This window comes from Aeromonas sp. 600774 (assembly GCF_049175075.1).
GTDB classification, from domain to species: domain Bacteria; phylum Pseudomonadota; class Gammaproteobacteria; order Enterobacterales; family Aeromonadaceae; genus Aeromonas; species Aeromonas veronii_A.
The window spans coordinates 26,251-52,042 of record NZ_JAAKUJ010000014.1; the positions used below are offsets into that span (position 1 = coordinate 26,251).

At 61.3% G+C, this 25,792-nt stretch carries 24 protein-coding genes and 4 tRNA genes; 10 read left to right on the plus strand and 18 right to left on the minus strand.

The window, feature by feature from the left end; translation table 11 throughout:
* Window positions 1-14: 14 nt before the first annotated feature.
* The 5 genes from dhaR to G5171_RS15700 all read right to left on the minus strand — a co-directional run bounded on the left by dhaR (window position 15) and on the right by G5171_RS15700 (window position 5,192).
* Window positions 15-1,916 (minus strand): dihydroxyacetone kinase operon transcriptional regulator DhaR, encoded by a 1,902-nt coding sequence (gene dhaR / locus G5171_RS15680; protein ID WP_421260412.1) that lies wholly within the window; start codon window positions 1,914-1,916, stop codon window positions 15-17.
* Between the two features lie 110 nt (window positions 1,917-2,026).
* Window positions 2,027-2,887 carry a patatin-like phospholipase family protein gene (locus G5171_RS15685; RefSeq protein WP_216980013.1) on the minus strand — a complete coding sequence of 287 codons (861 nt, stop codon included), beginning with the start codon at window positions 2,885-2,887 and terminating at the stop codon, window positions 2,027-2,029.
* Window positions 2,888-3,137: 250 nt separating this feature from the next.
* Entirely contained in the window at window positions 3,138-4,034 is an 897-nt protein-coding gene (locus tag G5171_RS15690) for a hypothetical protein (protein ID WP_421260413.1), read from the minus strand.
* Window positions 4,035-4,108: 74 nt separating this feature from the next.
* Complete coding sequence (locus G5171_RS15695) at window positions 4,109-4,798, minus strand: LrgB family protein (RefSeq protein ID WP_005341581.1); 690 nt, start codon at window positions 4,796-4,798, stop codon at window positions 4,109-4,111.
* The gene (locus G5171_RS15700) at window positions 4,791-5,192 is read right to left on the minus strand and encodes a CidA/LrgA family protein (RefSeq protein WP_040069042.1); all 402 of its coding nucleotides are present in this window, start codon (window positions 5,190-5,192) and stop codon (window positions 4,791-4,793) included. The genes G5171_RS15695 and G5171_RS15700 overlap by 8 nt, the downstream gene beginning before the upstream one ends.
* A 134-nt stretch (window positions 5,193-5,326) precedes the next feature.
* Here G5171_RS15700 and G5171_RS15705 point away from each other — a divergent pair, with 134 nt between their 5' ends.
* Window positions 5,327-6,211 (plus strand): LysR family transcriptional regulator, encoded by an 885-nt coding sequence (locus tag G5171_RS15705; protein WP_005336083.1) that lies wholly within the window; start codon window positions 5,327-5,329, stop codon window positions 6,209-6,211.
* Here the strand turns inward: G5171_RS15705 and G5171_RS15710 are convergent.
* The 6 genes from G5171_RS15710 to argE all read right to left on the minus strand — a co-directional run bounded on the left by G5171_RS15710 (window position 6,205) and on the right by argE (window position 13,872).
* Window positions 6,205-7,089, minus strand: coding sequence for a hypothetical protein (locus G5171_RS15710; protein ID WP_421260414.1), 885 nt, complete (start codon window positions 7,087-7,089; stop codon window positions 6,205-6,207). The two genes, G5171_RS15705 and G5171_RS15710, sit on opposite strands and share 7 nt — an antisense overlap.
* A 112-nt stretch (window positions 7,090-7,201) precedes the next feature.
* On the minus strand, window positions 7,202-7,993 hold the full coding sequence (locus G5171_RS15715; protein WP_421260415.1) for a hypothetical protein: 792 nt from the start codon (window positions 7,991-7,993) through the stop codon (window positions 7,202-7,204).
* Between the two features lie 68 nt (window positions 7,994-8,061).
* Window positions 8,062-8,955: a hypothetical protein gene (locus G5171_RS15720; RefSeq protein WP_421244506.1), complete on the minus strand. Its 894-nt coding sequence runs from the start codon at window positions 8,953-8,955 to the stop codon at window positions 8,062-8,064.
* 147 nt (window positions 8,956-9,102) lie between these two features.
* Window positions 9,103-9,567, minus strand: a complete 465-nt coding sequence (ybaK, locus tag G5171_RS15725; protein WP_005336092.1) for a Cys-tRNA(Pro) deacylase — start codon at window positions 9,565-9,567, stop codon at window positions 9,103-9,105.
* 294 nt (window positions 9,568-9,861) lie between these two features.
* Window positions 9,862-12,495: a phosphoenolpyruvate carboxylase gene (ppc, locus tag G5171_RS15730; protein ID WP_421260416.1), complete on the minus strand. Its 2,634-nt coding sequence runs from the start codon at window positions 12,493-12,495 to the stop codon at window positions 9,862-9,864.
* Window positions 12,496-12,726: 231 nt separating this feature from the next.
* Complete coding sequence (gene argE, locus G5171_RS15735) at window positions 12,727-13,872, minus strand: acetylornithine deacetylase (protein WP_421260417.1); 1,146 nt, start codon at window positions 13,870-13,872, stop codon at window positions 12,727-12,729.
* A 271-nt stretch (window positions 13,873-14,143) separates the two neighbouring features.
* On the opposite strand from argE, the gene argC reads away from it, so the two are divergent.
* From argC to G5171_RS15765, 6 genes are all read left to right on the plus strand, one after another.
* Complete coding sequence (gene argC / locus G5171_RS15740) at window positions 14,144-15,151, plus strand: N-acetyl-gamma-glutamyl-phosphate reductase (protein WP_374885997.1); 1,008 nt, start codon at window positions 14,144-14,146, stop codon at window positions 15,149-15,151.
* 22 nt (window positions 15,152-15,173) lie between these two features.
* Window positions 15,174-15,953 (plus strand): acetylglutamate kinase, encoded by a 780-nt coding sequence (gene argB, locus G5171_RS15745; RefSeq protein ID WP_158110316.1) that lies wholly within the window; start codon window positions 15,174-15,176, stop codon window positions 15,951-15,953.
* Window positions 15,954-15,978: 25 nt separating this feature from the next.
* Window positions 15,979-16,890 (plus strand): ornithine carbamoyltransferase, encoded by a 912-nt coding sequence (locus G5171_RS15750; protein ID WP_033135648.1) that lies wholly within the window; start codon window positions 15,979-15,981, stop codon window positions 16,888-16,890.
* Window positions 16,891-16,957: 67 nt separating this feature from the next.
* Window positions 16,958-18,193, plus strand: coding sequence for an argininosuccinate synthase (locus G5171_RS15755; protein ID WP_421260418.1), 1,236 nt, complete (start codon window positions 16,958-16,960; stop codon window positions 18,191-18,193).
* A gap of 210 nt (window positions 18,194-18,403) precedes the next feature.
* Window positions 18,404-19,789, plus strand: a complete 1,386-nt coding sequence (gene argH / locus G5171_RS15760; RefSeq protein ID WP_216980007.1) for an argininosuccinate lyase — start codon at window positions 18,404-18,406, stop codon at window positions 19,787-19,789.
* A gap of 136 nt (window positions 19,790-19,925) precedes the next feature.
* On the plus strand, window positions 19,926-20,561 hold the full coding sequence (locus tag G5171_RS15765; RefSeq protein ID WP_216980006.1) for an FMN-binding negative transcriptional regulator: 636 nt from the start codon (window positions 19,926-19,928) through the stop codon (window positions 20,559-20,561).
* 62 nt (window positions 20,562-20,623) lie between these two features.
* Here the strand turns inward: G5171_RS15765 and G5171_RS15770 are convergent, their stop codons facing one another.
* Window positions 20,624-21,079 carry a hypothetical protein gene (locus G5171_RS15770; RefSeq protein WP_201938577.1) on the minus strand — a complete coding sequence of 152 codons (456 nt, stop codon included), beginning with the start codon at window positions 21,077-21,079 and terminating at the stop codon, window positions 20,624-20,626.
* Window positions 21,080-21,522: 443 nt separating this feature from the next.
* Between G5171_RS15770 and G5171_RS15775 the strand changes: the two genes are divergently transcribed.
* The gene (locus G5171_RS15775; protein WP_421260419.1) at window positions 21,523-22,215 is read left to right on the plus strand and encodes a B3/4 domain-containing protein; all 693 of its coding nucleotides are present in this window, start codon (window positions 21,523-21,525) and stop codon (window positions 22,213-22,215) included.
* A gap of 76 nt (window positions 22,216-22,291) precedes the next feature.
* Here G5171_RS15775 and G5171_RS15780 read toward each other — a convergent pair whose 3' ends face one another.
* From G5171_RS15780 to plsY, 6 genes are all read right to left on the minus strand, one after another.
* Window positions 22,292-23,464, minus strand: a complete 1,173-nt coding sequence (locus G5171_RS15780; protein ID WP_421260420.1) for a nucleoside recognition domain-containing protein — start codon at window positions 23,462-23,464, stop codon at window positions 22,292-22,294.
* A gap of 105 nt (window positions 23,465-23,569) precedes the next feature.
* Window positions 23,570-23,645, minus strand: a tRNA-Asn gene (locus G5171_RS15785).
* An 8-nt stretch (window positions 23,646-23,653) separates the two neighbouring features.
* Window positions 23,654-23,729, minus strand: a tRNA-Phe gene (locus tag G5171_RS15790).
* A gap of 3 nt (window positions 23,730-23,732) precedes the next feature.
* Window positions 23,733-23,808 (minus strand) — tRNA-Thr (locus G5171_RS15795).
* Window positions 23,809-23,860: 52 nt separating this feature from the next.
* Window positions 23,861-23,936 (minus strand) — tRNA-Phe (locus G5171_RS15800).
* A 47-nt stretch (window positions 23,937-23,983) separates the two neighbouring features.
* Entirely contained in the window at window positions 23,984-24,646 is a 663-nt protein-coding gene (gene plsY / locus G5171_RS15805) for a glycerol-3-phosphate 1-O-acyltransferase PlsY (protein ID WP_041233993.1), read from the minus strand.
* 175 nt (window positions 24,647-24,821) lie between these two features.
* Between plsY and folB the strand changes: the two genes are divergently transcribed.
* Window positions 24,822-25,193, plus strand: coding sequence for a dihydroneopterin aldolase (folB, locus tag G5171_RS15810; RefSeq protein ID WP_005341634.1), 372 nt, complete (start codon window positions 24,822-24,824; stop codon window positions 25,191-25,193).
* On the plus strand, window positions 25,193-25,702 hold the full coding sequence (gene folK / locus G5171_RS15815; protein ID WP_216980003.1) for a 2-amino-4-hydroxy-6-hydroxymethyldihydropteridine diphosphokinase: 510 nt from the start codon (window positions 25,193-25,195) through the stop codon (window positions 25,700-25,702). The genes folB and folK overlap by 1 nt, the downstream gene beginning before the upstream one ends.
* The last annotated feature ends 90 nt before the right edge of the window (window positions 25,703-25,792 follow it).

Consider the following 25,792-nt stretch of genomic DNA (forward strand, 5'->3'; position numbering starts at 1 on the left):
GGCCTTAATAACCGTCAGCCGTGATAGTCGGCGGGATCGATCTCGAGCAGCTTGAGCCGCCGCCAGAGGGTAGTGCGGCTGATGCCAAGATGCTGGGCCATCTGGCTCACCTGCCCCTTGCAGGCATGGGCGCAGCGCAAGATGGCCTGCCGCTCCAGCTCCTCCAGCGTGAGCAGCGGTTGCCCCACCACCTCGTCCGCCACCCGCTGATAACCGTGGCGAATGGCGGCGGGCAGCGCCTCGGGCGGGATCGGCCCCTGACCGGCGTGAAGCAGCGCATGCTCGACGGCGCTGCGCAGCTCCCCCAGATTGCCGGGCCAGGGATAGGCGAGCAGGCAGTCGAGGGCCGCCGGACTGAACTGGCGCACCGGCTCGCGCCCCTGCGCCCCTAGCTGCTGGCTGATCAGGCCCGGCAGATCCGCCGCGCGCTCCCGCAATCCCGGCAGCCACAGCTCGCACGCCTGCAAGGCATAGAGCAGCTGGCGGCCAAACAGCCCCTCCTGCACCAACTGCTCCAGCGGGGCGCTGCTGGTGGCGATGATCCGCACCTTGAGCGGCAGGATGCGGGCCGAATCGAAGCGCTGGATGCGACCGGTCTTGAGCAGTTGCAGCAGCGCCGCCTGCATGGTGGCAGAGAGACACTCCACCTGCTCCAGTACCAACGTGCCGCCGTGGGCCAGCTCGAACTTGCCTGCCCGCTCCTGCCCCGCCTCGTCGGAGCCCATCAGCTCCAGCGCCATCCGCTCGCTCGGCAGCGCCTTGCAGTTGAGGGTAATGAGCGGCCCAGCGGCCCGTTCGCTGCCAAAGTGAATAGCCTCCGCCAGCTGGGCCTTGCCCACCTCCTCCTCGCCACGCAGCAGGATCGGCCCCTGACTCTGGGCTGCCTGCCGGGCGTAGCGCAGCAGCTTGCGCATGGCGCTCGACTCCCCCACCAGCGCCGACAGCTCGGGCACCGTCTGGCGCAGCTGATGGATGGCCCGCAGCCGATCGACCGGGTGCAGCAGGGTGATAAAGCTGACCCCCTCCGGCCCCGGCAGCGGCTTGAGGCTCACCAGCGCATTGATGAACTCCCCCTCCTGAGCGCCAAGCCGCTCCAGCGTCACCTCCACATGGCTGAGCGGCGTCTGCCCCCTGATGGCCAGCTGCAACCGCTGCGGCAACAGCAGATGCTGCTCCAGCGGCTGGCCGAGACAGAGTGCCGGATCGAGCCGCAGCCGGTTGGCCGCCAGCGCGTTGAGGTAGCGCAGCCGCCCCTGCGGGTCCCAGGCCAGCACGCCGTCATCCATGCCATCGAGCAGGGCGTAAAGTTCGCTCAGGTGATGCTGGGACTCCTGCATCAGGGTCTCCATCTGCAGCAGATGGGCCAGCTCGCGCCCGGCGCTGACGGTGAGCGCCAGATCGCCGGCGCTCGCCTCCTCCACCTTGCAGATCAAGGCGATGATGGCCACCTGACGGCCATTGCTGTTGTAGACCGGGCTGGCGCAACTGTGCCACGGATGGAGGGTCTGGTTGAAGTGCTGGGGGCCGCTGACGCAGAGCGGTACACCCTCCAGCGCCGCCAGATTGATGGCATTGGTGCCGATGCGCCCCTCGCTGAAAAAGGCGCCGGGGCCAAACCCCAGCGCCGCCAGCTCGCGCAGGGTGTCGGGATGGCCGGTCTGGGCCAGCAGGCAGCCGCTCTCGTCGGTGAGCAGCAGGGCGCAGGGGCGCCCCTCCATAAATTCGTAGAGATCCTCGAGAGCCATCTCGCCGGTGGTGAGCAGGTCGCGCTTGCGCTGGCGCAGGCTCTGCAAGGTCTGCCCCTTGGCGCAGTGGGGCGGATGCCAGAGGGTGGCACTGGTCTGGTGGGCGCAGCGCAGCCAGGAGGCCTGCAGATAGTCGGGCCAGGCGAGCAGCGGCTGAAGGTCAGATGGCATGGTCACAGCAATATCCGGCAAGATGTGAGCCGACCATTTAACCACGCCAGCGCCCCCGATTCAGTGAGCTGCCTCAGACGGTAGCAACGTTTAAAGACACCAGGTTGCCGCTAAGCGGCACGTACACTCCTGACTGCCCGCAGCACGCTCTGGCGCCCCTGCCAGTAGCCCTGCAGATAACCGGACTCCAGCTTGGATGGATCTCGGGTAAAACGGGAGACCGGAAAACCGGCCGGTGGTGCGATCACCTCGATCTCGCAATCGGCGGGTGGCGTCTCAATAAAATCGAGAGCCCGGTTATAGGCCACATCCCGTACCAGCATCGCCTGCGCCAGCGCTGGTTGAGTTTTCAGCAAGGCTTTGACCATCCAGCAGAAACGGGCCGGTTTCTTGCGATAGCCGCGGGGTTCAGAGAGCACCACCGTCATCCGCCGTGCCCCGCGCCGATAAGCCTCGATCACCGGGATTGAGTCACTGATACCGCCATCCGCCATGAGACGGCCATCGACACAGGGGGTCTCGTGCTGCACCACCGGCAGGGCGCAGGTAGCTGTCAGCACTTCATCCATATTGTCGGGGTGCACAGGCAGGTAGACAGCCGCGCCAGTCGCCACCTCGGTGGTCACCGCATAGAAGGGAATACGACAGGCGGAGAAAGTGTCCAGGTCGAGGGGAAAGCGGTAGCGGCTAGTACGCCAGAGCCAGCTGACATCCACCAAATCCCCCCCCTTGACGAAGCGCAGCGGGTCGAGAAAGTCGCTGCTGCAAGCCAGTTCGGTGATGATGTGATGGCTGCGGCGCGGCTGCTCGCTCAGGTAAGAGACCAGATTGGTCGCGCCGGCCGAGACCCCCATGACGAAATCGAACGGGTAGTGGTGACTTTCCACGAAGGCATCTAGCACGCCGCTGGCGAAGATGCCGCGCATGGCGCCCCCTTCGACAATGAGTGCGCTGGTAGCAGAAGAGAACATGTGAAGGCTCCGTCAGCGGTAAAAAATTCGGGGCATACCCCGATCGGTGATGGACGCCTTCATGCTGGGCACCAAGACGCCTGCTGGACGGATAGGACAACTGGAGTGCGCCGATACCGTCAAGCGACTACCAGTATATGCAGCGAACAAACCTGCAAAAAATGAATTAAAATAATAAAAAACATTCCATTTAGGCATGATTTTTACTGTAAAAAGGCCAGCCGCAGGGCTGGCCGTGCGCTCAACTCACTCAGGGCAAACCGGGGCCGAAACGCCCCATCACCGGATCGTAGTGATAGGCGTCGTAATCAAAGTCGATCCCCTTGAGCAGGGGGTTGGGCAGCTCGAACAGCTTGCGCTCGTGGAGCCTGGCCCGCTCAAGGGAGGGTTTGAAGTGGTGCAGCCAGAGCCGCTGCAGCGAACCATCCTGCCACGCCAGTTTGAGCCCGGTCTGAATGCGCCGGATCCCCGCCTGATTCCCCTTGAAGGTGTAGAAGAGATGGAGGAAGGGGTAGTGCAAGGCGATACGCTGCTCCACGATGAGGCCGGCCACATCACGGTGCTGCTCCAGCTCGGCGAAGAGCTCGTTGGCGCCGCGGCAAAAGAGGTCGGCCCGCCCACGTGCCACCAGCTTGAACAGCCGCTCGTAGCCGTCCACCTCCTGCACTTGCAAACCGGCCGCCCGCAGAATGGCAACATCCTGCCAACCACGCCCCTGCACGTTCTGGTACTGCTTGAGCTGATCGAAGCGGGTCACGCTGGCAATCGTCTTCGCTTGCTGCGGACTGACAAAGCAGATGCGATAGCCGAGGATGCCGAGCTCCACCGGGAAACGGACATAGTCGAGGGCCTCGCCGCTAGCGGGCTGTGGTGTATCGACGGCAAACAGATTGGGATAGAGATTGGTTTGCAGCACCTGTCGCAGCCGGATCCGGTTCATCGGCGGCGCCACCCGCAGCTCGTAGTCACCGAAGCTGTCGCGGGTCTTCTCCAGCGCGAGTTGCAACAGGTCGCGAAAATAGAGGGTACGCAAGTCCCGGTCGCTCTCCGGGCTGATGTGGGTAAAAACGTTGCTCGCCCGTAGGGGACTGGCAAAGAGGAAGAGACTGCACAGCAGCAAGCAGGAAGAGAGGCGATGAAAGGTCATACTGCTCATCCCGGAAATACACGCTCACTAGAGTGTAGCGCCGGGACGAGCAGCCTTGTAAAGGGAAGCTCGGCCTACCAGAACATCCGGCCCAGCAGGGGCGCCAGCAACACGGTCACCATGCCGGCGATCATCATCACCATGCTGGAGACCACCCCCTCTTCGTTGCCCATCTGATAGGCCCTGGCGGTGCCGGCGCCGTGGGCCGAGGCACCAAACCCCGCCCCCTTGCCGAGACGACTGCGAATGGCCAGCACGGTGAGCACGCTCTCCCCCACCGCCATGCCGATGACGCCGGTCAGCACCACAAACAGCGCGGTGAGGTCGCTCTGACCACCGATGGCGCGGGTCGCCTCCACCGCAAACGGCGTGGTGATGGAGCGCATCGCCAGACTGCGTTGCAGCATGTCGGAGAGATCCAGCCAGCGGGCCAGCAGCACGGTGCTCCCCACCGCCATGATGACCGAGGCGACCACTCCGACCGACAGCGACAGCCAGTGGCGGCGAATGAGCTGGCGGTTCTCGTAGACCGGCACCGCGAAGGCAACTGTCGCGGGGCCCAGCAGCCAGAGCAGCCAGTGGGATTCCGCCATGTAATCCTGATAGGGGATGTGGAACAGCAGCACCACGGCCACCAGCAGGGTCGGCGCCAGCAGCAGCGGCATCAGCGGCAGGATGCGTTTCTTGCCGTAGAGCCATTTGCTGGCGTAGTAGAAGAGCAGGGTAAGGGCGAAACAGATCAGCCCGAGCAGGGTATCAGACATGACGGCGACTCCGGCGGGCCAGTTTCAGTTCGAGGCGGTAGACCCGATCCACCACCAGCGCCGTGGTGCCGAGTACCAGGGTGGTGCTCACCAGCAGCACAACCATGATGCGCCACCCCTCCTGCAACAGCAGATCCTGATAGTTGACCACCGCCACCACGGCGGGGACGAAGAAGAGCAGCATCTCCGCCAGCAGCCAGCGAGCCCCCGCGCTGAACCACTCGGCCTTAACCACCCCGAGCAGGATGCAGGCCAGCAGCAACAGCATGCCGGTAAGGTTGGCGGGCAGCGGCAGATGGAGGGTACGCACCGCGGTATCGGCCAGCAGCCAGATGGCTGCCAGCAACACAATCTGGAAGGGAGTCTGTAACCAGCGCAAGCAGAGGGCTTTCATGATCATCGTCTTTCTGTGAACCGGCTCACAGTATAGAGTTGAGCAAAACCTGCCAGAAATGAATTAAAATTATCAAATTCATGCCCCATAGGCATACTTCATCCCGCACCCGCTAACACGAGTCGAGAGAGTCCATGGATATTCGCGCCCTGCGCTATTTTGTCGAACTGGTGCGGGAAAAAAGCTTCACCCGCGCCTCTGAAAAGCTGTTCGTCACCCAGCCCACCATCAGCAAGATGATCCGCAATATCGAGGAGGAGCTGGGCCAACCCCTGCTCAACCGGGAAGGGCGCCGCTTCACCCTGACCGACAGCGGCCAGGTGCTGTTCAACCGGGCCCAGACCATCTTGGCGGAGATGCAGCAGCTGGAGGCCGAACTGGCGGATCTGCAGAGCCTGCAACACGGTCGCCTCACCCTCGGCATTCCCCCCATGGTGGGTCACGTCTATGCGGATCTGATCCGCGCCTACCGCACCCGCTATCCCAAGGTGGAGCTGACCCTGGTGGAGTACGGCGGCCGTCGCATCGAACAGGCGGTGCTGGAGGGGGAGCTGGATCTCGCTATCACCATGCTGCCGACCAAAGAGGGGGGCGCCCTCAGCGCGCTGGAGCTGGATCAATACCCGATCCGGGTCGTGCTACCTGATCAACCCCGCTGGCATGGCGAAGCACCGCTGCGGCTGGAATCCCTGCAGGAGGAGCCCTTCCTGCTCTACACCCAGGCGTTTACTCTGAGCGAGCGACTGGAGCAGGCGTGTCAGGAGGCTGGCTTTGTGCCGCAGGTGGCGGCGCGCAGCAGCCAGTGGGATTTTCTCACCGCCATGGTACGCAGCGGCATGGGAGTCGCCTTCTTGCCGGAGCCGGTCTGCAACCGGCTGACCCCGGATGGTCTGGTGCTGCGGCCGCTGGAGCCCGAATTGAGCTGGCGACTCGGGGTGATCTGGCCGAGCGAACGCTATCTGTCGCGCACCGCCGAGGCCTGGCTGGCCCTCTGCCGCCAGCGGCAGGCACCTCAGTAATCGCCGAAGCGATCGGTTTGCGGATTGTAGAAGTAGGGGCGGTAATCGAAGCTGATCCCGTCGAGGAAGGGGTTATCCAGACGCAACATTCGGCGCTGGGAGAGCTTGGCAAAGGCGATGGCCGGGCCAAAGCTCTTGCGCCACAGAGCCTGTAGCGAGCCATCCTGCCACGCCAGCTGCAACCCCCGCTCGACCCGCTGCAGTGCCTCGCGATTGTTGGGATTGGTGTAGAAAACCCGGGGCAGCGGGTAGTAGATCAACAGTGCGTCATCCACCAGCAGATCCGTCATCTCCTTGTGGGTCAGCTGCTCGCTGCGCAGCTCGCTCACCCCGCGGCAGAAGAGATCGAAGCGACCCCGTGCCACCATCTTGAACAACTTCTCGTACCCCTCCACTTCCACCACCTCCATCCCGGCGTAACGCAGGATATCCACATCCAGCCACCCCTTGCCCTGCCCAAAGGTGAACTGGCGCAGCCCCTTGAGGTCGGTCACTTTGCTCACTGCCGCCTTTTGTTGCGGACTGACAAAACAGATGCGGTAGCTGACGATGCCCAGATGGATGGGAAAACGGACATAGGCGAGCCCCAGATCCTCGCGGGTGCTGCTGTAGCTGTCCATCACAAAGAGGTTGGGATAGCTGTCGAGCTGCATGCTGAGCCGCTCGCGCGCCTTGGTCATGGGCGGCGCAGACTCCAGCAGATAATCGCCAAACTGGTCGCGGGTCTTGTCGAGGGCGAGCCGCAGCAGCTCCCGATCATAGGTGGTACGCGGATCCCGCTCGCTCTCCGGGCTGATATAGGTAAACCGGGTGGCCGCCTGTCCGGTCAGCGATAACATGCAGAGCAGAGCGGTGGCCAGCAGATGCAGGGGTGACATAAACCGCGCCTTGGCTGAAGGGGGTACTTTCAGTGTAGCCCTGAGCGTGGGCACTCGGCCCTGCCACCACCCCACGCTCTCCTCCCCTTTTCGGCCAGTCGCATCCATCAGCCTACTCCCCCACCGGAGGTGTGCTTCTGAGCGCTGTGGCATAACGCTGATAGGCAGCAGAGTCGCGCACCTGCTCGATGGTATCCCACACCTGCCGGCTTTGTCGGGGATGAGATTGATAAAAGCGGTGAGAGAAGACCAGATAGTAGGGCTTCTCCACCAGCACCGGCGACAGCCGCTCGATGCGAGTCTGCAACGCGGGATGGGCCGCCAGAATGCTGTCAGCCACCTCGGTCTGGATGGCGGTCGCCTGCGCCCGATCCATCACCAGCTTTTTCAACATGATCAGCGGGTCACGGCTGGAGTCATCCACCTCGGCTCCCGCAGCCTGCAACAAGTCGACGATGGAAAATCCTGACTGGGCCGCAACCACGCCATTGACCCTGAGGGTGGTGCCATCCCACTGGCTCTTGCCCCCCTTGAGTTGGTAGAGGCTGTAGCTCTCGGTCAGCAGCCGCTTGGCGGGGTCGGGTTTGCCCTCACGCATGGGATAAACCCCCACCCTGGTCGCCCGCTCGACGCTGTAACTCATCTTGATGGCCGCATCCATCTGGCCACTGCTCACCCGAGAGAGGCAGCGCTTCCACGGCAGCGGCGTCAGCACGATCTCGGCATCAAGAGCGGTAGCAACCGCCTTGAGGTGATACTGCACAACCCCCTCCCCCGATTGCAGCAGCCAAGGATAGGAATCACTGTTTTCAAAGCAGGTACGCAGCGTAAAGGCAGAGGCCGCACCGCCGGTCGCGGGCAGCAGCAACGCAATAAAGAGCAGATAGCGGGCAGATGCGCGCATGGGCCATATCCTTGGCGACAATGATCTCTCCCTTACTCTATCAGAGCCTGCGCACCTGATAATCCGGCTCAGGGTTGTGAACCGAAATCATCCGTCAGCGGGTTGTAAAGGTAGGGGCGATAGTCAAAACCGTCCTTGGGTAACTGCGGATTGCCGAGCCGGACAATCTGGCGAGCCCCCAGATTGGCAAACACCAGCGAGGGTTGGAAGTGATGGCGCCAGAGCCGTTTGAGCGAACCATCCTGCCAAGCCAGTTGCAGACCGCGCGCAAGGCGCTCGCGCTCCTGAACGTAGCGGGCATTGCTGTAGAACACATGGATCAGCGGATAGAAAAGGGCCAGATGGCGATCGACCGTCAAACCGGCCACCTTGCCCTGATGAGATTGCCACTCCGGCAGGATCTCGTTGGCCCCACGACAGAAGAGATCGATGCGCCCTCGTGCCACCATACGAAACAGCGACTCGTAGTTATCCACCTCATGTACCGTCAGCCCGCCGTTGCGCAGGATCACCGCATCCTGCCAGCCGGTGCCCACCCCTTGAGTGAAGTGGCGCAACTGATCCAGGGTGTTTACCCGCGCCAGCTCGGCAGCACGAGCCGAGCCGACAAAACAGACCCGATAGCCGAGGATCCCCATATCGATCGGGAACGGGATCGATGCCACCTGATCCGCCACCGCCTCCCCCTGATAAGGCCAGCTGTCGACAATAAAGAGGGCGTTTTTGCCCTGCTCCTGCACCTCGATCCGCATCCGCGCCTTGTTCATCGGCAGGGAGTCCAGCAACTCGTAGTCGCCATATTCGGGGCGAGTTTTCTCTAGCGCCAGCTGCATCACCTCACGGTAATAACGCATCCGCATATCCTGACTGTTTTCAGGACTGAGCAGGGTAAAACGGGTGGCAGCCAGCAAGGCAGAGGGGAAGGATAAACAGAGGCAAAGCAACAGAAGTCGGTACATCATGGCTGAACTCATACAACGGGGTTCACCCAGTATAGACTGGCACACTCCCCGTTGAGCACGGGGCAATCACGGCTTGCGCGTCCGATCACAGGTGAGGCAATCCGGGCCACCACAGGCCCGGAGAGCAGGTTCACACCGTGCCCGGCACTACTCTTCGCCGATAGGTGCGGCGATCCACTTCATCAGCGTTAGCATATCCTGCGGCGCCACGCCGACCGAGAGGCCGCGCTTGCCGCCGCTCACCAGGATCTCGTCAAACTGCAGCGCCGACTCATCGAGCACAGTGGGCAGCAGTTTCTTCTGCGCCAGCGGGCTGATGCCACCCACCTTGTAACCGGTCAGCTTCTCCGCTTCCGCCGGTTTCATCATCTCCACCTTCTTGAGACCGGTCGCCTTGGCCAGCTGCTTCAGGCTGCACATGCCGGATGAGGGAACGATGGCCACCACCGCCTGCTTGTCGTGATGGGCGACCAGGGTCTTGAACACCTGCGCCTCCGGCAGCCCGAGCTGGGTCGCGGCATGCTTGCCGAAATCGTCGTGGGCTTCGCACTCGTAGGGGTAGAGCTTGTGGGGGATCTTGAGCTTCTTCAGCAGGTTGATGGCAGGAGTCATGATGGTTGCCTTGAATCGAATCGCATAAAAACAAGGCCAAACAGTCTGCGCCTGCGTGGCGAGGGATGCAAGCCGGAGGGGAAATCTGTACCCATCACCGGTAATGCGTAGAGAGCAATGAACAAGGTGAATTGTGCCGCTTGCCGAATTAAACACAGAACGAGACTAGGCAAAGAGCATTTTCGAGCGGTGCAAGGCGTGCCCCCAACGAAATACAGCCAAAAACAAAGGGCGCCTTATCGGCGCCCTTTGGCTTGATGGATATTGCTGAAGCCTGCTGGCTTGAGCTGGCTATCAACCGGTGTTGCGCATACCTGCGGCAATACCGGCGATGGTGACCATCAGCGCCTTGTCCAGCTCGGGGTGCAGGGTCTCCGGGTGGTTGCGGGAGCGGTTGAGCAGCTCGGCCTGCAGCACGTTGAGCGGGTCTGTGTAGGGGTTGCGCAGCTTGATGGACTCCTTGATCCAGGGCTGATCCTCCAGCAGATCCCCGCGCGGGCTCAGTTTCAGCACCACCTCGATGGATTCGGCGAGCTCCTGACGCAACTGTTTGCCAAGGCCCCACAGCTCCTGCGGCACCAGACGGGTGTCGTAGTACTCGGCGAGCCAGACGTCCGCCTTGAGGAACACCATCTCCAGCATCTCGAGGCGAGTGCGGAAGAAGGGCCACTGGGCGCTCATCTCTTCCAGCACCGCCAGCTTGCCGCCGTCGATGGCCTGTTGCAGCGCCTTGTGGGCACCGAGCCAGGCCGGCAGCATCAGGCGGTTCTGGGTCCAGGCGAAGATCCACGGAATGGCGCGCAGGCTCTCGACGCCGCCGTTGGGCTTGCGCTTGGAGGGACGGGAGCCGAGCGGCAGCTTGCCGAGCTCCATCTCCGGGGTGGCGGCACGGAAGTAAGGGACGAAGTCCGGATGACCACGCACGATACTGCGGTAGTGAGCGCAGGAGTCGGCGGCCAGCTGTTCCATCACCTCGCGCCAGCACTCTTTCGGCTTGGGCGGCGGCAGCAGGTTCCCCTCCAGCACGGCGCTGGTGTAGAGCTCCAGACTCTTGATCGCCACTTTCGGCAGACCGAACTTGAAGCGGATCATCTCCCCCTGTTCGGTGGTACGCAGACCGCCGCGCAGGGATCCCGGCGGCTGGGAGAGGATGGCCTGATGGGCAGGCGCACCACCACGACCGACGGTACCGCCACGGCCATGGAACAGGGTGAGGCGAATATTGTTGGCTTCGGCAAGTCCCACCAGGGATTCCATGGCGGCGTACTGGGCCCAGCCTGCGGCCATCATGCCCGCATCCTTGGCAGAGTCGGAGTAACCGATCATCACGTACTGACGGCCCTGAATGTAGCCGCGATACCAGTCCACCGAGAGCAGACGCTCCATTACGGCGGTGCCTGCCATCAGGTCATCCTGGGTTTCAAACAGCGGGGCGACCGGCATGCGGAACTTGCAGCCCGCCTCTTTGAGCAGCAGTTGCACCGACAGCACGTCGGACGGCGCACCGGCCATGGAGATGATGTAGATACCGAACGCATCGGGGTCGTGCTGGGCGATGACCTGACAGGTATCCAGCGTCTCGCGCACCTCGGCGCTCGGCTCCCAGTCGTGGGGAATGAGCGGGCGACGGGAGTTCAGTTCGTTGAGCAGGAAGGCCTGCTTGTCATCTTCGCTCCACTCGGCGTAGTCACCCAGACCCAGATAGCGGGTCAGCTCGGAGAAGACCAGCCCGTGGCGCTCGCCATCCTGACGGATATCGAGCTTGACCAGATGGATGCCGAAACAGGCGACCTTGCGCAGCACATCCAGCAGCATGCCGTCGGCGATGTTACCCATGCCGCAAGCGTGCAATGAGTGGTAGCAGAGCTCCAGCGGCTCGCGCAGCTGGGCGGTGGTCTTGACCAGATCCTGGCTCTCGCTCGCCTGACCCTGCACCTTGGCGGTGAGGTGCTCCTTGGTTTCGCGCAGCGCTTCACGCAGCTCGCGCACCAGCGCACGGTAAGGCTCGGGGTGATCGCCAACGCGAGCGCGCACGGCATCGGTACAGTCGGACATGGAGAGCTCGGAGGTGAGCTCCTTGATGTCTTTGTAGAACAGGCTCACCGCCATCCAGCGGCCCAGCTCCAGCACTTCGGCAGTCACCTTGGCGGTGACGAAGGGGTTGCCATCGCGGTCACCGCCCATCCAGGAGGTGAACTTGACCGGCGCGGCATCCAGCGGCAGCCGCACACCCAGATGGTGTTGCAGACGCTCGTCCAGATTGCGCATGAATTCGGGGATAGCTGGCCACAGGCTGTTCTCCACCACAGCGAAGCCCCACTTGGCCTCGTCGACCGGAGTCGGGCGCTGTTCGCGGATCTCGTTGGTGTGCCACGCCTGATTGATCAGCTGTTCGATGCGATTGAGGATCTTGTCCCGCTCGCGGGGCAGCAGGTCGGAGAGCTCCAGCGCTTCGAGGCAGTCGTTGAGCTGCACGTGCTTGTGGATCAGGGTGCGGCGGGTCACCTCGGTGGGGTGGGCGGTCAGCACCAGATCAATGTCCAGCTCGCGCACGGCCTGAATGATGGCCTCTTGCGACAGGTTGGAGGCTTTCAGCTTGTCGAACATCTGCTCCAGCGGGTCCGGGGTGCAGACCTGCTCTTCGCAGCGACGGGAAATGGTGTGGAACTGTTCCGCCACGTTGGCCAGATTGAGGAACTGGCTGAAGGCGCGGGCCACCGGCAGCAGTTCATCATCGCTCAGGGTGCGCAGGGTATCGAGCAGACGTTCCCGGTCTGATTCATTGCCCTTGCGGGAGGACTTGGCCAATTGGCGAATGGTTTCGATCTTGTCGAGAAAGGCCTGACCCTGATGATCCTTGATGGATTTACCCAGCAGCTGACCCAGCATACCTACGTTGGCGCGTAGTGCGGCGTACTTTTCGTTCATTCCACATCCTTATCTTGTTGGTGCCTGACACCCATCCGGGGTGCGAGACGACCTCACTTATTGTTGTGCGATTACAACATATGCTCCGTCATCTTAGGGTGACAATCTACCCAGATTGTCTGCGCAAGGTCAAATAACAGGCCGATTCAGAACATGTATTTCCATCACCACTCCACAACCGGCTTGTTATGTAACTTACTTACAGTTTTTACGCCCCTTTCACCGCCGCCGCTACAGGCAAAAACGTCTGATCAGGTGCTGCAACACCGCGGTGGTCGGCTTGACGAAGGAGAGGTCGAGATACTCATCCGGCTGGTGGGCCTGGGTGATATGACCTGGGCCCATCACTATGGTCTGGCAACCAAGCTGCTGGATAAACGGCGCCTCGGTGCAGTAGTTGACCGACTCGGCGGCGCGGCCGCTCGCTTTCTCGGCTTCGCGCACCAGCACAGAGTCGTCGGCGCAGGCGTAGGCAGGAATGGGTTCATGCAGATGTTGCAGATGCAGGCAGCCCGGCTGGTGGATCTCGATGGGCGACAGCGCCTCTTTCAGCATCCCCATCAGCTCGTCCGGCCCCACCTGCGGGGTGGGTCGCAGGTCGATATGCAGCTCGCAGCAGCCGCAGATGCGGTTCGGGCTGTCACCCCCCTGAATGTAACCCAGGTTCAGGGTTGGCTGCGGCACGGCAAAGCGGTGGTCGGCGTAGCGCTCTTTCAGATCCTGCTGCAAGCGCAACACCTGCCCCATCGCCTTGTGCATGATCTCCATGGCGTTGACACCGTTGGCGGGATCCGAGCTGTGACCGCTCTTGCCGGTAATGCGGATCGCCTCCGACATATGACCCTTGTGGGCCACCACCGGCACCAGTCCGGTCGGCTCGCCAATCACGGCGTAGTCGGGTTTCAATTCGGCCGCCGCGGCGATAGCGCGGGCCCCCGCCATGGTGGTCTCTTCATCGGCGGTAGCGAGAATGCGCAGCGGCTTGGTCAGCTTGGTGAGGTCGATCTCTTTGAGCGCCTCGACGATAAAGGCGAAGAAGCCCTTCATATCGATGGTACCGAGACCATAGAGACGGTTGCCCTCTTCGGTCACCTTGAAGGGATCCTTGCTCCACCCTCCTTCATCAAACGGCACCGTATCGGTGTGGCCTGCCAGCAGCAGACCGCCCTCCCCCTGACCGATCGTCGCCACCAGATTGAACTTGCCCGGCAGGTCGGGGAGCGCCGTCACCTCGCACTGAAAACCGAGCTGACCGAACCAGTCGGCCAGCAGCCGGATCACCGCCTCATTGCTCTGATCCCACTTGGGATCCGTGCTGCTGATAGAGGGAATCGCAATAATATTCTTATAAAGTGAAAAAAAATCCAGATTGGCCATCAGCTCCTCCTTGCGTCCCCGGAATGTTTCTGTTAGAAAATACAAATGCAATGCGAATGCATGAATATTCTGTCTTTTTGCCAGGATAAGCAGCTCGCCAACAAAGGCTTCTAGTTGTAAGGGAAAGTTAATGTTCTGTCACCTGATCTATAACCGACGACACACACCCGCCTGAATTGCCCCTCCGCACTTGTGCAAAGGGGCGATCGAACACCCTTGTGCACTGCAGCGTCATGCTGTGAATCTCGAACTCTGACTTGGAATATTCAACATGCTTAACACCGTTATCGTCGGTGCCAGTGGCTACGCGGGAGCCGAACTGGCCGCACTGGTACAGAACCACCCACAACTCAAGCTGTTCGGCCTCTATGTCTCGGCCGGCAGTCAGGATGCCCACAAGCGCTTCTCTTCCCTGCATCCCCAGTGGGTCGGAGCCCTCGATCAGCCGCTGCTGCCGCTGGACGAGGATGGCATGACCCGGATCCTGACCCAGGCCGATCTGGTGCTGCTGGCCACCGCCCACGAGGTGAGCGCCGAGCTCGCACCCAAGTTTCTCGCCAAGGGGTTGCCGGTGTTCGATCTCTCCGGCGCCTTCCGGGTCAAGGATCAGGGCTTTTACGACAGCTTCTACGGCTTCACCCACCAGAGCGAACAGTGGCTGGATCAGGCCGTCTATGGCCTGGCGGAGTGGAATGCCGATGCCATCGCTACCGCCCAACTGATCGCCGTGCCCGGCTGCTACCCAACTGCCTCCTTGTGCGCCCTCAAGCCGCTGCAGCAGGATGGCCTGATTGCCAAGGGGTGGCAGCCCATCATCAACGCCGTCTCCGGGGTCTCCGGCGCCGGGCGCAAGGCGGCCATCAATACCAGCTTCTGCGAAGTGAGCCTTAACCCTTACGGCACCTTCAATCACAGACACCAGCCGGAGATCAGCCATCACCTCGGCAAGGAGGTGCTGTTCCAGCCCCACCTTGGCAACTATGTGCGCGGCATTCTGGCCACCATCTATGTGCAGCTGGCGGACGGCGTAACCCCCACTCAGGTGGATCAGGCCTTCCTCAAGGCTTATGAAGGCAAGCCGCTGGTGCGCCTCACCGGCCAGATGCCCTCTATTCGCGGTGTGGCAAACACCCCTTACTGCGATATCGCCTGGCAACAGCAGGGCAACATGCTGGTGGTGGTCTCTGCCATCGACAACCTGCTCAAGGGCGCCGCCTCGCAAGCAATGCAGTGCATAAATATCAAATTCGGATTTGAACCGGCCACCGGCCTGATTTAAGGACTTAGGAAGGATCTCGAACATGGACAAACAGACGTTGGTAATCAAGCTGGGCGGCGCCCTTATCGAGAACGACGAGGCGCTGACCGCCCTGTTCGCCACCCTCAAAACCTTTCTCGACGATCAGCACCGTCCGCTGGTGCTGGTGCACGGCGGTGGCTGTCTGGTGGATGACCTGCTCAAGGGGCTGGGTCTCACCTCCACCAAGAAGAACGGCTTGCGGGTGACCCCGTTCGAGCAGATCCCCTTTATTGCCGGGGCGCTGGCGGGCACAGCCAACAAGCAGATGATGGCCAAGGCGATCGCCACCGGCATTCCGGCGGTGGGGCTCTGTCTGGCGGATGGCGGCCTCTGTCAGGTGACCCAGCTCGACCCGGATCTCGGCGCGGTCGGCGAGTGCAAGCCGGGCAACCCGGCACTGGTGGCGGGGATCCTCGGTCAGGGCTTCCTGCCGGTGGTGAGCTCCATCGGCATCACCGCCGAAGGGCAACTGATGAACGTCAACGCAGATCAGGCGGCCACCGCCATTGCCGAGGCGCTCGGTGCCGATCTAGTGATGCTCTCCGATGTGAGCGGCATCCTCGATGGCAAGGGCAAGCTGGTGCCCCAGCTCGACAAGGTGACCGCGCTGGATCTGATGGAGAAAGGGGTGATCCGCGATGGCATGGCGGTCAAGGTAGAAGCTGCCCTACACGCCGCCGAGACCCTCGGCAAGCCGGTCTGTGTCGCCAGCTGGCGTTACCCGGACCAGCTGCTCAAGCTGCTGGCTGGCGGCGCCGTCGGCACTCAAGTGGCCATTTGATCTCCACCGGAACAAGGAACATCCGATGCAACATCTTCTGAAAGACAGTGATCTGAACAAAGCCCAGATCGAAGCGCTGATTGCGCTGGGCAAAGCAGTGAAGGCCGACCCGAAGAAGTACAGCCAGGCGCTGGCCGGCAAGAGCGTGGTCACCCTGTTCGAGAAGCCCTCCCTGCGCACCCGGGTCACCTTCGACATCGGCATCGCCAAGCTGGGCGGCCACAGCGTCTATCTGGATCAGCAAAACGGCGCGCTGGGCAAGCGGGAGTCGGTGAAGGATTTCGCCGCCAACCTGTCGCGCTGGTGTGATGCCATCGTCGCCCGGGTGTTCGATCACCAGACCCTGGTCGAGCTGGCGGAGCACGGCACAGTGCCGGTGGTGAACAGCCTGTGCAACCTCTACCACCCCTGTCAGGGGCTGGCCGACTTTATGACCATTGCCGAGCACTACGACGACCTGTCGAAGGTGAAGCTTGCCTACCTCGGTGATGGCAACAACGTCAGCCACTCTCTGCTGCTGCTGGGGGCGACCCTGGGCACCGACGTCACCCTCATCTGCCCGAAAGGTCACGGCCCGGATACCCAGATCTTCCTGCAGGCGCAGGCACTGGCGGCCAAGTCGGGGGCGACCATCCACATCAGCGATGACGTGGCTGATATCGAAGGGTTCGACGTGGCCTACACAGATACCTGGGTCTCCATGGGCGACAACACCCCGATGGAGCAGGTCAAAGACCTCTTTATGCCTTACCAGATCAATCAGGCCCTGCTCGACCGCACCGGCATCCAGCATGTGCTGCACTGCCAACCGGCGCACCGGGAGCTGGAGATCACCTCGCAGGTGATGGATGGCCCCGCCTCCCTCATCATGGACGAGGCCGAAAACCGGATGCATATCCAGAACGCCGTGTTGCTGACCCTTCTTGGCGGCAAGTAACGCGGTACTCAACCTGAATCACGACCCTTTATCGAATCATCATCGAATCATCACGGAGAGAAGTAACATGAGCGGAATCAACAAGATCGTACTGGCTTACTCGGGTGGACTGGATACCTCGGCCATCATTCCCTGGCTGAAAGAGCACTATGACGCCGAAATCATCGCCTTCGTAGCTGACGTCGGTCAGGAGCGCGACGATCTGGAAGGGATCGAGCAAAAAGCCATCGCCTCCGGCGCCACCAAGTGCATCATCAAGGATCTGCGCGAAGAGTTCGTCAAAGAGTACGTCTACCCGACCCTGAAGACTGGCGCTGTCTATGAGGGCACCTATCTGCTGGGCACCTCCATGGCCCGTCCGGTGATCGCCAAGGCGATGGTCGAGGCCGCGCTGGCGGAAGGGGCCGATGCCATCTCCCATGGCTGCACCGGCAAGGGTAACGATCAGGTGCGTTTCGAAGGTGCGGTTGCCGCGCTGGCGCCCCAGCTGAAAGTCATCGCCCCGTGGCGGATCTGGGACATGCGCTCCCGGGAAGATCTGCTCTCCTATCTGGAGACCCGCAACATCCCCTGCAAGGCGACCTTGAAGAAGATCTACAGCCGCGATGCCAACGCTTGGCACATCTCCACCGAAGGTGGCGAGCTGGAGAGCACCTGGAACGAGCCGTCCGAAGCGGTCTGGCAGTGGACCGTACCGGCCGAGCAGGCTCCGGATCAGCCGGAGTACATCAAGCTGACCGTGGCGCAGGGTGAAGTGGTGGCCGTTGACGACCAGCCGCTCAGCCCGCACCAGATCCTGATGACCCTGAACGAGCGTGCTGGCAAGCACGGCGTGGGCCGCATCGACATCACCGAAAACCGGATGGTGGGGATGAAGTCCCGTGGCTGCTACGAGACCCCGGGCGGTACCGTGATGGTCGCCGCGCTGCGCGCCGTGGAAGAGCTGGTACTGGATCGCCCGACCCGCGCCTGGCGGGAAAAGCTGGGTGCCGAGTTCTCCCATCTGGTCTATGACGGTCGCTGGTTCACCCCGCTGTGCAAGGCGATCCTCGCCTCGGCCAACGCCATCGCCGAAGATCTCGACGGTGAAGTGGTGCTGAAGATGTACAAGGGTCAGGTCACCGCGGTGCAGAAGAAGTCGCCGAACAGCCTCTACTCCGAAGATTTCGCCACCTTCGGCGCCGACGAAGTGTATGACCAGAGCCATGCCGAAGGCTTTATCCGTCTCTACACCCTGGCCAGCCGGATCCGCGCCATGAAGGAGCAGCATCAGGCCATCGGTGGCGATCACACCCACGGCTAAGCAAGCGAGATAACCCGTTGATTCCGTTGAGGGGGCATGGCCCCCTCTTCTATAGGCCGAGGGCATGGCCCCTGACCCATCATCGGCGGGTGTGACAAGAGCGGCAGCGCCCGGGCCACTTCTGTGAGATAACAGGCTCGCAGAAAAACAGGGCACGATTTCAAGCTCGGTGGCCAGGGCGCCGCCGACAACGCATTCAAGGAGAGCAGTATGGCACTTTGGGGTGGACGCTTCAGTCAGGGAGCCGATAGCCGGTTCAAGCAGTTCAACGATTCGCTGCGGTTCGATTACCGGCTGGCGGAGCAGGATATTCAGGGCTCCATGGCCTGGGCCAAAGCGCTGGTGAAGGTGGGGGTGTTGACCGCCGATGAGCAGGGCAAACTGCAACAGGCGATGGAGGTGCTGCTCGCCTCGGTGCAGCAGGATCCCCAGCAGATCCTGAGCTCGGATGCCGAAGATATCCACTCCTGGGTCGAGAGCCAGCTGATTGCCGCCGTCGGCGATCTCGGCAAAAAGCTGCACACCGGCCGCTCTCGCAACGATCAGGTCGCCACCGACCTGAAACTCTGGTGCAAGGCCCAGGGCGAGCTGCTGCTCGGCTCCATCACAGCTCTGCAGCAGGGGCTGGTCGCCTCCGCCCGTGCCAATCAGGCGGCCGTGTTGCCCGGTTACACCCACCTGCAGCGGGCCCAGCCGGTCACCTACGCCCACTGGGCACTGGCCTATGTGGAGATGCTGGAGCGGGATTACTCCCGGCTGCAGGATGCGCTCAAGCGCCTCGACACCAGCCCGCTCGGCTGCGGCGCGCTGGCGGGCACCGCCTATGCCATCGACCGCGAAGCGCTGGCGCTGGACATGGGCTTTAGCGGCGCCACCCGCAACAGTCTGGACTCGGTCTCCGATCGGGATCACGTGGTGGAGCTGATGCACGTGGCGTCCCTCTCCATGACCCACCTGTCGCGCTTTGCCGAAGACCTTATCTTCTACAACACCGGCGAGGCGGGCTTTGTCGAGCTCTCCGATGCGGTCACCTCCGGCTCGTCGCTAATGCCGCAGAAGAAGAACCCGGATGCGCTGGAGCTGATCCGCGGCAAGACTGGCCGGGTGGTCGGCGCCCAGATGGGCATGCTGATGAGCCTCAAGGCGCTGCCGCTGGCCTACAACAAGGACATGCAGGAAGACAAGGAAGGGCTGTTTGATGCCCTCGATACCTGGCACGACTGCCTCGATATGGCGGCGCTGGTGCTGATCGATCTGAGGGTGAATGGTGAGCGCACCATGGCGGCGGCGCAGGGCGGCTACGCCAACGCCACCGAGCTGGCGGACTATCTGGTGGCCAAGGGGATTCCATTCCGTGAGGCGCACCATATCGTCGGTGAAACCGTGGTCTTTGCCATCAGCGTGGGCAAACCGCTGGAGGAGCTCTCCATCGGCGAGTTCCAGCGCTTCAGCCCGGTAATCGAGTTCGACGTCTACCCCAATCTGGAACTGGAAGCGACACTGGCCAAACGGGTTGCCAAAGGCGGCGTTGCCCGGGAGCAGGTAGAAGCAGCCCTGACTGCCGCCGAACAATGGCTGGCCAAACGGGTGGGTTGATCGCGGTTGGTGATATGTGACGAGAGGGCTTAGGCCCTCTTTTTATTCCCCGGCTATCGCTTGATGTCCCTGCTGACGCAAGAATGGGCATCCGATGCGTTATGCATGGAAGCCAACTATCGATAAAGGAGTCTGCATGTATCTACCACCTTATTTCGCCACCGATGACCCCGAAGCTCTGCATAAACTGATGCAGGCACATCCGCTAGGAGCGCTGATCACCCACGGTGAGCGGGGGCTGGATGCGAACCATCTTCCGTTCGAACTGGACACGGAGAGTGGGAAGCATGGCGTCCTACGTGCCCATGTAGCCCGCAACAATCCGCTCTGGCAAGAGGCCAGGGATGGGGACGAAGTCCTGGTGATCTTCAAGGCTGCAGATGCCTATATCTCCCCTAACTGGTATCCAAGCAAGAAAGCGCATCACCAGCAGGTACCGACCTGGAACTACAGCGTTGTGCATGCTCACGGTCGCATCCAGATTCGCGACGATGCCCGCTTCGTACGCCGCCTGCTGGCAAATCTGACTCGTCATCATGAGGCCGGAGAACCGACCCCATGGAAAATGGCAGATGCCCCCCGAGACTATCTCGAGGCCAAAGTGGCTGCTGTGGTGGGAATCGAAATCGAGATAACTGGGCTAGTCGGCAAGTTCAAACTCAGTCAGAACAAGGAGGCAGCGGATCGCCAAGAGGCAGCTCACGCTTTGTACGCAAGAGGGCAGGTAGAAGTAGCCAGCGACATGGAAAACCCGCCATCACCTCCCTCATAACGTGTTAAACCAAAAACAGAAACGGCAACCCGAGGTTGCCGTTTTTTATTGCTTGCCACCGTTCACGCGCTGGCATTTAGCAGCTTGCCAACCCCATCTCCCTTGCCATTGGGCAGGGTCTGTTTAAAGGCGCCGAGCAGCTGATCGAGGTTGAGATGGCTGGCACCGAGGGAATCCTTGAGGGTATCGAGCTCGCTTTGCAGCGCATCGAGGCGTGTACTCTGGGTGCCGCTCGCCAGCTGATTGCGGGCGCTGTCGATGGCAGCCGTGAGGGATTGGCCACCATTCTCCTGCCCCAGGGTCTGCATCAGCTCCCCCATAAAGTGGTTGATGGCCGAGCGGTTCTGTTCGCTATCGGCATCCTTGATACCAAGTCGCTGGAACAGGCTCTGGACGGTCGGGGCTAGGTGCTCCTCCTGTACGGCAGGCTGCACGGGCTGGGGTTTGCTACTGCTGCCAAGCAGCTGGCTGCCCAGCTTGAGGGCGATCGAGGCAAGGGGAAGCAGACTGCTGATCATGATATCTCTCCGCGACAACGACCCTTGATGGTGTTGCCAAGAGAAATGCATAAGCGGGGCCAGAACGATGAAAAAACGCCAGCCATAGCCAACTCATTGAGCAATCAAGCGATTTGAGTGACCGCCTCGTGCTTGGGCATGACAACTGAGGGCATCACAAGAGAGCCGGACGGCCAGCGGCTGCCGCTGCAGATCAAGGCGGCAAAGGGGTATTGCCGCAACGAACCGGAAACCGCAGGGCTACTCTTCGCTATATACCGGTACATGCCCGCCATCTCCTTGAACACATCATTTTTCATTCATGAAACTTATGGCTATTAAGATCATGTAAATTTTCTTATCTAAAATGTTCGCGCAAGATGGCTCTCAAACCGGATTTGCCGTTGCCGCTATGCTGGCCGGCAACCGCCTTCTCCCAGCCTCGTTCGTTTTATGGAGTCGCTATGTCCCTGATCACCCCCTATATCTCCCCCGAAGTCAGCCAGTTGGCTCCCAGCTTTCGCGCTCTGAGCATCACGGTGCAGGCCGCAGCCGTGGTTGACCCGAAAGTGGGGGCACGCGCCCTTGATGAAGCCTGCACCGCCATGCTGACTGCCGATGTGCCGTGGGCAGAGGCGCATCTCGCCGCCTGGGGCGATCTATTCAGAAAGTTCGGCGCCAAGCCGCAGCGGACTCCCTGTTCCGCCGAAGCTCTGAGAAAACGGGTCGCCCGCGATGGCAACCTGCCCGCCATCGATCCCGTGGTCGATCTCTACAACGCCATCAGTATCCGTTACGCCATTCCGGTGGGGGGCGAAAACCTGCTTGCCTATGAGGGACTGCCGCGACTGGTGGTGGCCGATGGCAGCGAGCGGTTCGATACCATGAAGGGGGGCGAGCCGACCCACGAACCAGTGGAGCCCGGCGAGGTCGTCTGGCGGGATGACAAGGGGGTCACCTGTCGGCGCTGGAACTGGCGGCAGGGTGTACGCACCCGATTGAGTGTCGATTCGGGCCAGATGTGGTTCATTCTGGAGAGCCTGCCCGAGATGCCGCTGGCTGCGCTGCATGAGGCGGGGGAAAAACTGATCGCCGGGCTGCGGGAGATGATGCCGGAAGCGGTGATCGCACAGAGCCTGATCGGCGATGTTGAGTAAACCGAAGGACGAGCCAACTCGTCACCGATAGATACAGAAAGGGGCGCCGCAGCGCCCCTCTCTCTTTTCACTCTGCTCAGCCCAGCAGCATATAAAGCTGGTGCGCCGCAACCCCGGCGCACAAGCCGCCGACGGTGTGGACGACAATGGCGCGGGAAGTGAGATGGCGATAGCCGAGGGCATCAAGCATGGCGGTGTGGGTGCTCAAAAAGCCGCTCCAGCACATCCCCATGGCGGTAAACACCGCGACCTCGTTACCGGTGATCCACCCCTTGGCGATAAAGGGGGGCACCAGCGACATGGCGGCACCCACTGCGCCGAGCGAGGTAGCCGGGAAGGCGACCAGCTCCGGCTGCTGGAAGCCGAATAGCAGGTCAAACAGCCAGCCAGCCTTGGCAGCCAATACCGGCAGCAAGGCAACCCCCTGGAAGGCTTCACCGGTATAGCCCTTCTCCCCCGGGCCGAAGGTGAGCAGCATGACGAAGGTGCTGATGATCAGCACGCCCGGGATCACCGCCATCCCCAGCTCCACGCCGGATTTGCCGCCATCGAGCAACGAGTTGAGGATCCGCAGCCAGCCCGGAGCCGCCTCTTTGCTGACCCCGACCTTGTGCCCCTTGGCATCCGTCGGCTCATCATCCAGCACCTCACCCACCAGCGGACGGATCATTCGCTGCATCAGTCGGGTGGAGACCACCGAACCTACCAGAGCACCCAGCAACCCGATCAGCGCCGCGCTGGCGGTGGATTCACCGCTCGGCAGCTGCAGGGTGGCCATAAAGGTCACCACGATCAGCCCCATGCCAAAGGCGGTGCCGAAGTTGGTGAGCGACACCAGCTGCCAGGGGGTGAAGCCCTTGCGAAAGCGGCTGTCCTTGGCGAGGCTGATCACCGCCGGGTTGTCGGAGAAGAAGGTCATCAGGGCCGCCAGGGCGGTGCGGCCAGGCAGACGAAACACCGGCTTCATCAGGGGGGCCAGCAGCACCTCCAGCAGACGGATCACCCCGAACTCGCTCAAGAGTTGGCTGAGGGCACCGGAGAGCACTGTGATCCCCATGATAAAGAGCACGGTATTGAGCAGCAGCTGGTGGGCGGTATTGAACAGGGTGTTGACCATGGCGGAGAGGCCCATCTGGCTGCCGAGGTAGCCAAACAGGCTGCCCAGGATCAGCAGCACCAGCACGGGCTCAAGCCACTCGCGGATGGTGGCCAGTCGCCCCTTTGACTCTATAACTACTTGATTTTCCATATCTATCCTGCCGTCTTTCTGTGCGTGTGTGATGGTTGTTATGGTAAAAATCGGTATTGAACCAAAGAAAAAAAGCCCTTGTCTTGCGACAAGGGCTTTTCGGTTTGGCTCCTCCTGCTGGGCTCGAACCAGCGACCTGCGGATTAACAGTCCGTCGCTCTACCGACTGAGCTAAGGAGGAATTATTAGTGGTGCCCAGAGACGGAATCGAACCGCCGACACGGGGATTTTCAATCCCCTGCTCTACCGACTGAGCTATCTGGGCAAATGGTGCCGGCTACCGGAATCGAACTGGTGACCTACTGATTACAAGTCAGTTGCTCTACCTACTGAGCTAAGCCGGCACACTTTAAACCATTGTGCATGAACAAATTTTTATTTCATGGCACCAAAATTTGGTGCCCAGAGACGGAATCGAACCGCCGACACGGGGATTTTCAATCCCCTGCTCTACCGACTGAGCTATCTGGGCGTGGGCGCTATTAAACGGATTTTAAGGCGGATGGTCAACGGGAAATTTCACTTTTTGTCTCGTTCGTCTCTTTTTTGCGCAACATTAGCTATTTCTGCCACTTCCTTGGCACTGGCAGCACGTTTTCGCCCCCAGACTCTGGGTTCTTCCCCCTTAAGCAGGCGGGAGATGTTCTCGTGATGGCGGATCAGAATGAGGCAGGAGAGCAGGGAGACTGGCAGGGTATATTCGGGTTTGAGTAGATAGGTAAAGAGCGGCGTCAGCAGCACAGTAATAATGGAGGCCAGCGAAGAGTAGCCGCTCACCAGTAGCACCAGCAGCCAGGTACCGATCACCGCTCCTCCCATGGTAAAGCCGATGGGCAGCATGGTACCGAGCGCCGTAGCCACCCCTTTGCCGCCACGAAAATGAAAGAAGAGGGGATACATGTGGCCAAGACAAGCGGCAACCCCGATAAAGCCAAGGTAGACGGGTTTGATCTGCAGATACCAGGCGAGATAGACGGGAGCTGTCCCCTTGAGCACATCGAGCAGCAGTACCACCAGCGCCGCCATGCGCCCGCCGAGGCGCAGTACATTGGTGGCCCCCGGGTTGTGCGAGCCATGGTCACGGGGATCCGGCAGACCCGTGATCCGGGAAACCAGCACGGCACTGGATAGAGAACCACCCAGGTAGGCCAGAATAATCATCAAAATCGTCAGGGCCGTCATCTTGGTCGTTTTTACCACGATATGAATGGGGTATGATGCGGGCCACATTCTCTGGCGCTGGCTCGGGCTTGCCCAAAAGCGTGTCGCCCAAACCGACCGCGCGGCAAACTGCTTGCCGAGCCTGCATCCCTGCGCTGTCATCACAGCCCATCAAGAGTAAAGAAGAAGTACTGTCATGGACAAGGTGTTTATTCGCGGACTCGAAGTTTTGACCACTATCGGTGTATATGAGTGGGAGAAGGGCATTCGCCAGAAACTCTGTTTCGACCTCGAGATGGGGTTCGACAACCGTCCCGCCGCCGCAACCGACGATATCAATCTGGCACTGGATTATGCCGATCTCTCCAACAAGATTTGCGAGCATGTCAGCGGCAAGGTGGTCGAACTGGTCGAAACCATGGCCGAACAGGTTGCCATGCTGGTGTTGGCCGATGAGCGGGTACAGTGGGTCAAAGTTACCCTGACCAAACCGGGCGCCGTGCCAAATGCCGCCGGCGTCGGCGTCGAGATCTTGCGCCATCGCACGCCAGCCGCGAGCAGCAACTGATGACCACTATCTATATAAGCCTGGGATCCAATATCGAGCGGAATCGCCATATCCGCGCGGGGCTCGATGCCCTGCACGCCGAGTTTGGCGAGTTGCAGGTCTCCCGGGTATTTGAAAGCGAGGCTGTCGGCTTCAACGGCCGCCCCTTCTACAACCTGGTGGCCGCTGCAAAGACCGAGCTGCCGCTGAGCACCGTCTGCCAGCGGCTACGGGCCATGGAGTTTGCCCACGGTCGCGAGCCAGATGCCAAGAAGTTCGCCCCGCGCACGCTGGATCTCGATCTGCTGCTCTATGGTGATCTGGTCTGCGAGACACCGTTGGTGTTGCCGCGCGGCGAGATCCTCACCAATGCCTTCGTGCTCTGGCCGCTGGCCGAGCTGGCACCCACCTTGCGCCACCCAGTCGATGGCCGCACCATGGAGTCGTTGTGGCAAGCCTATGACAAGGCCTCCCAGCAGCTGTGCCCCATTCCCTTTCACTGGGAAGCGTGCGAATTGCAGCATCACTGATCCCCAAGGGCGTCTCGCGGCGCCCTTGTTGTTTCACGGACAAGGTTGCTTATCACGGATAAGAAAGTGTCATTGGGCCAGCCCCTGCGA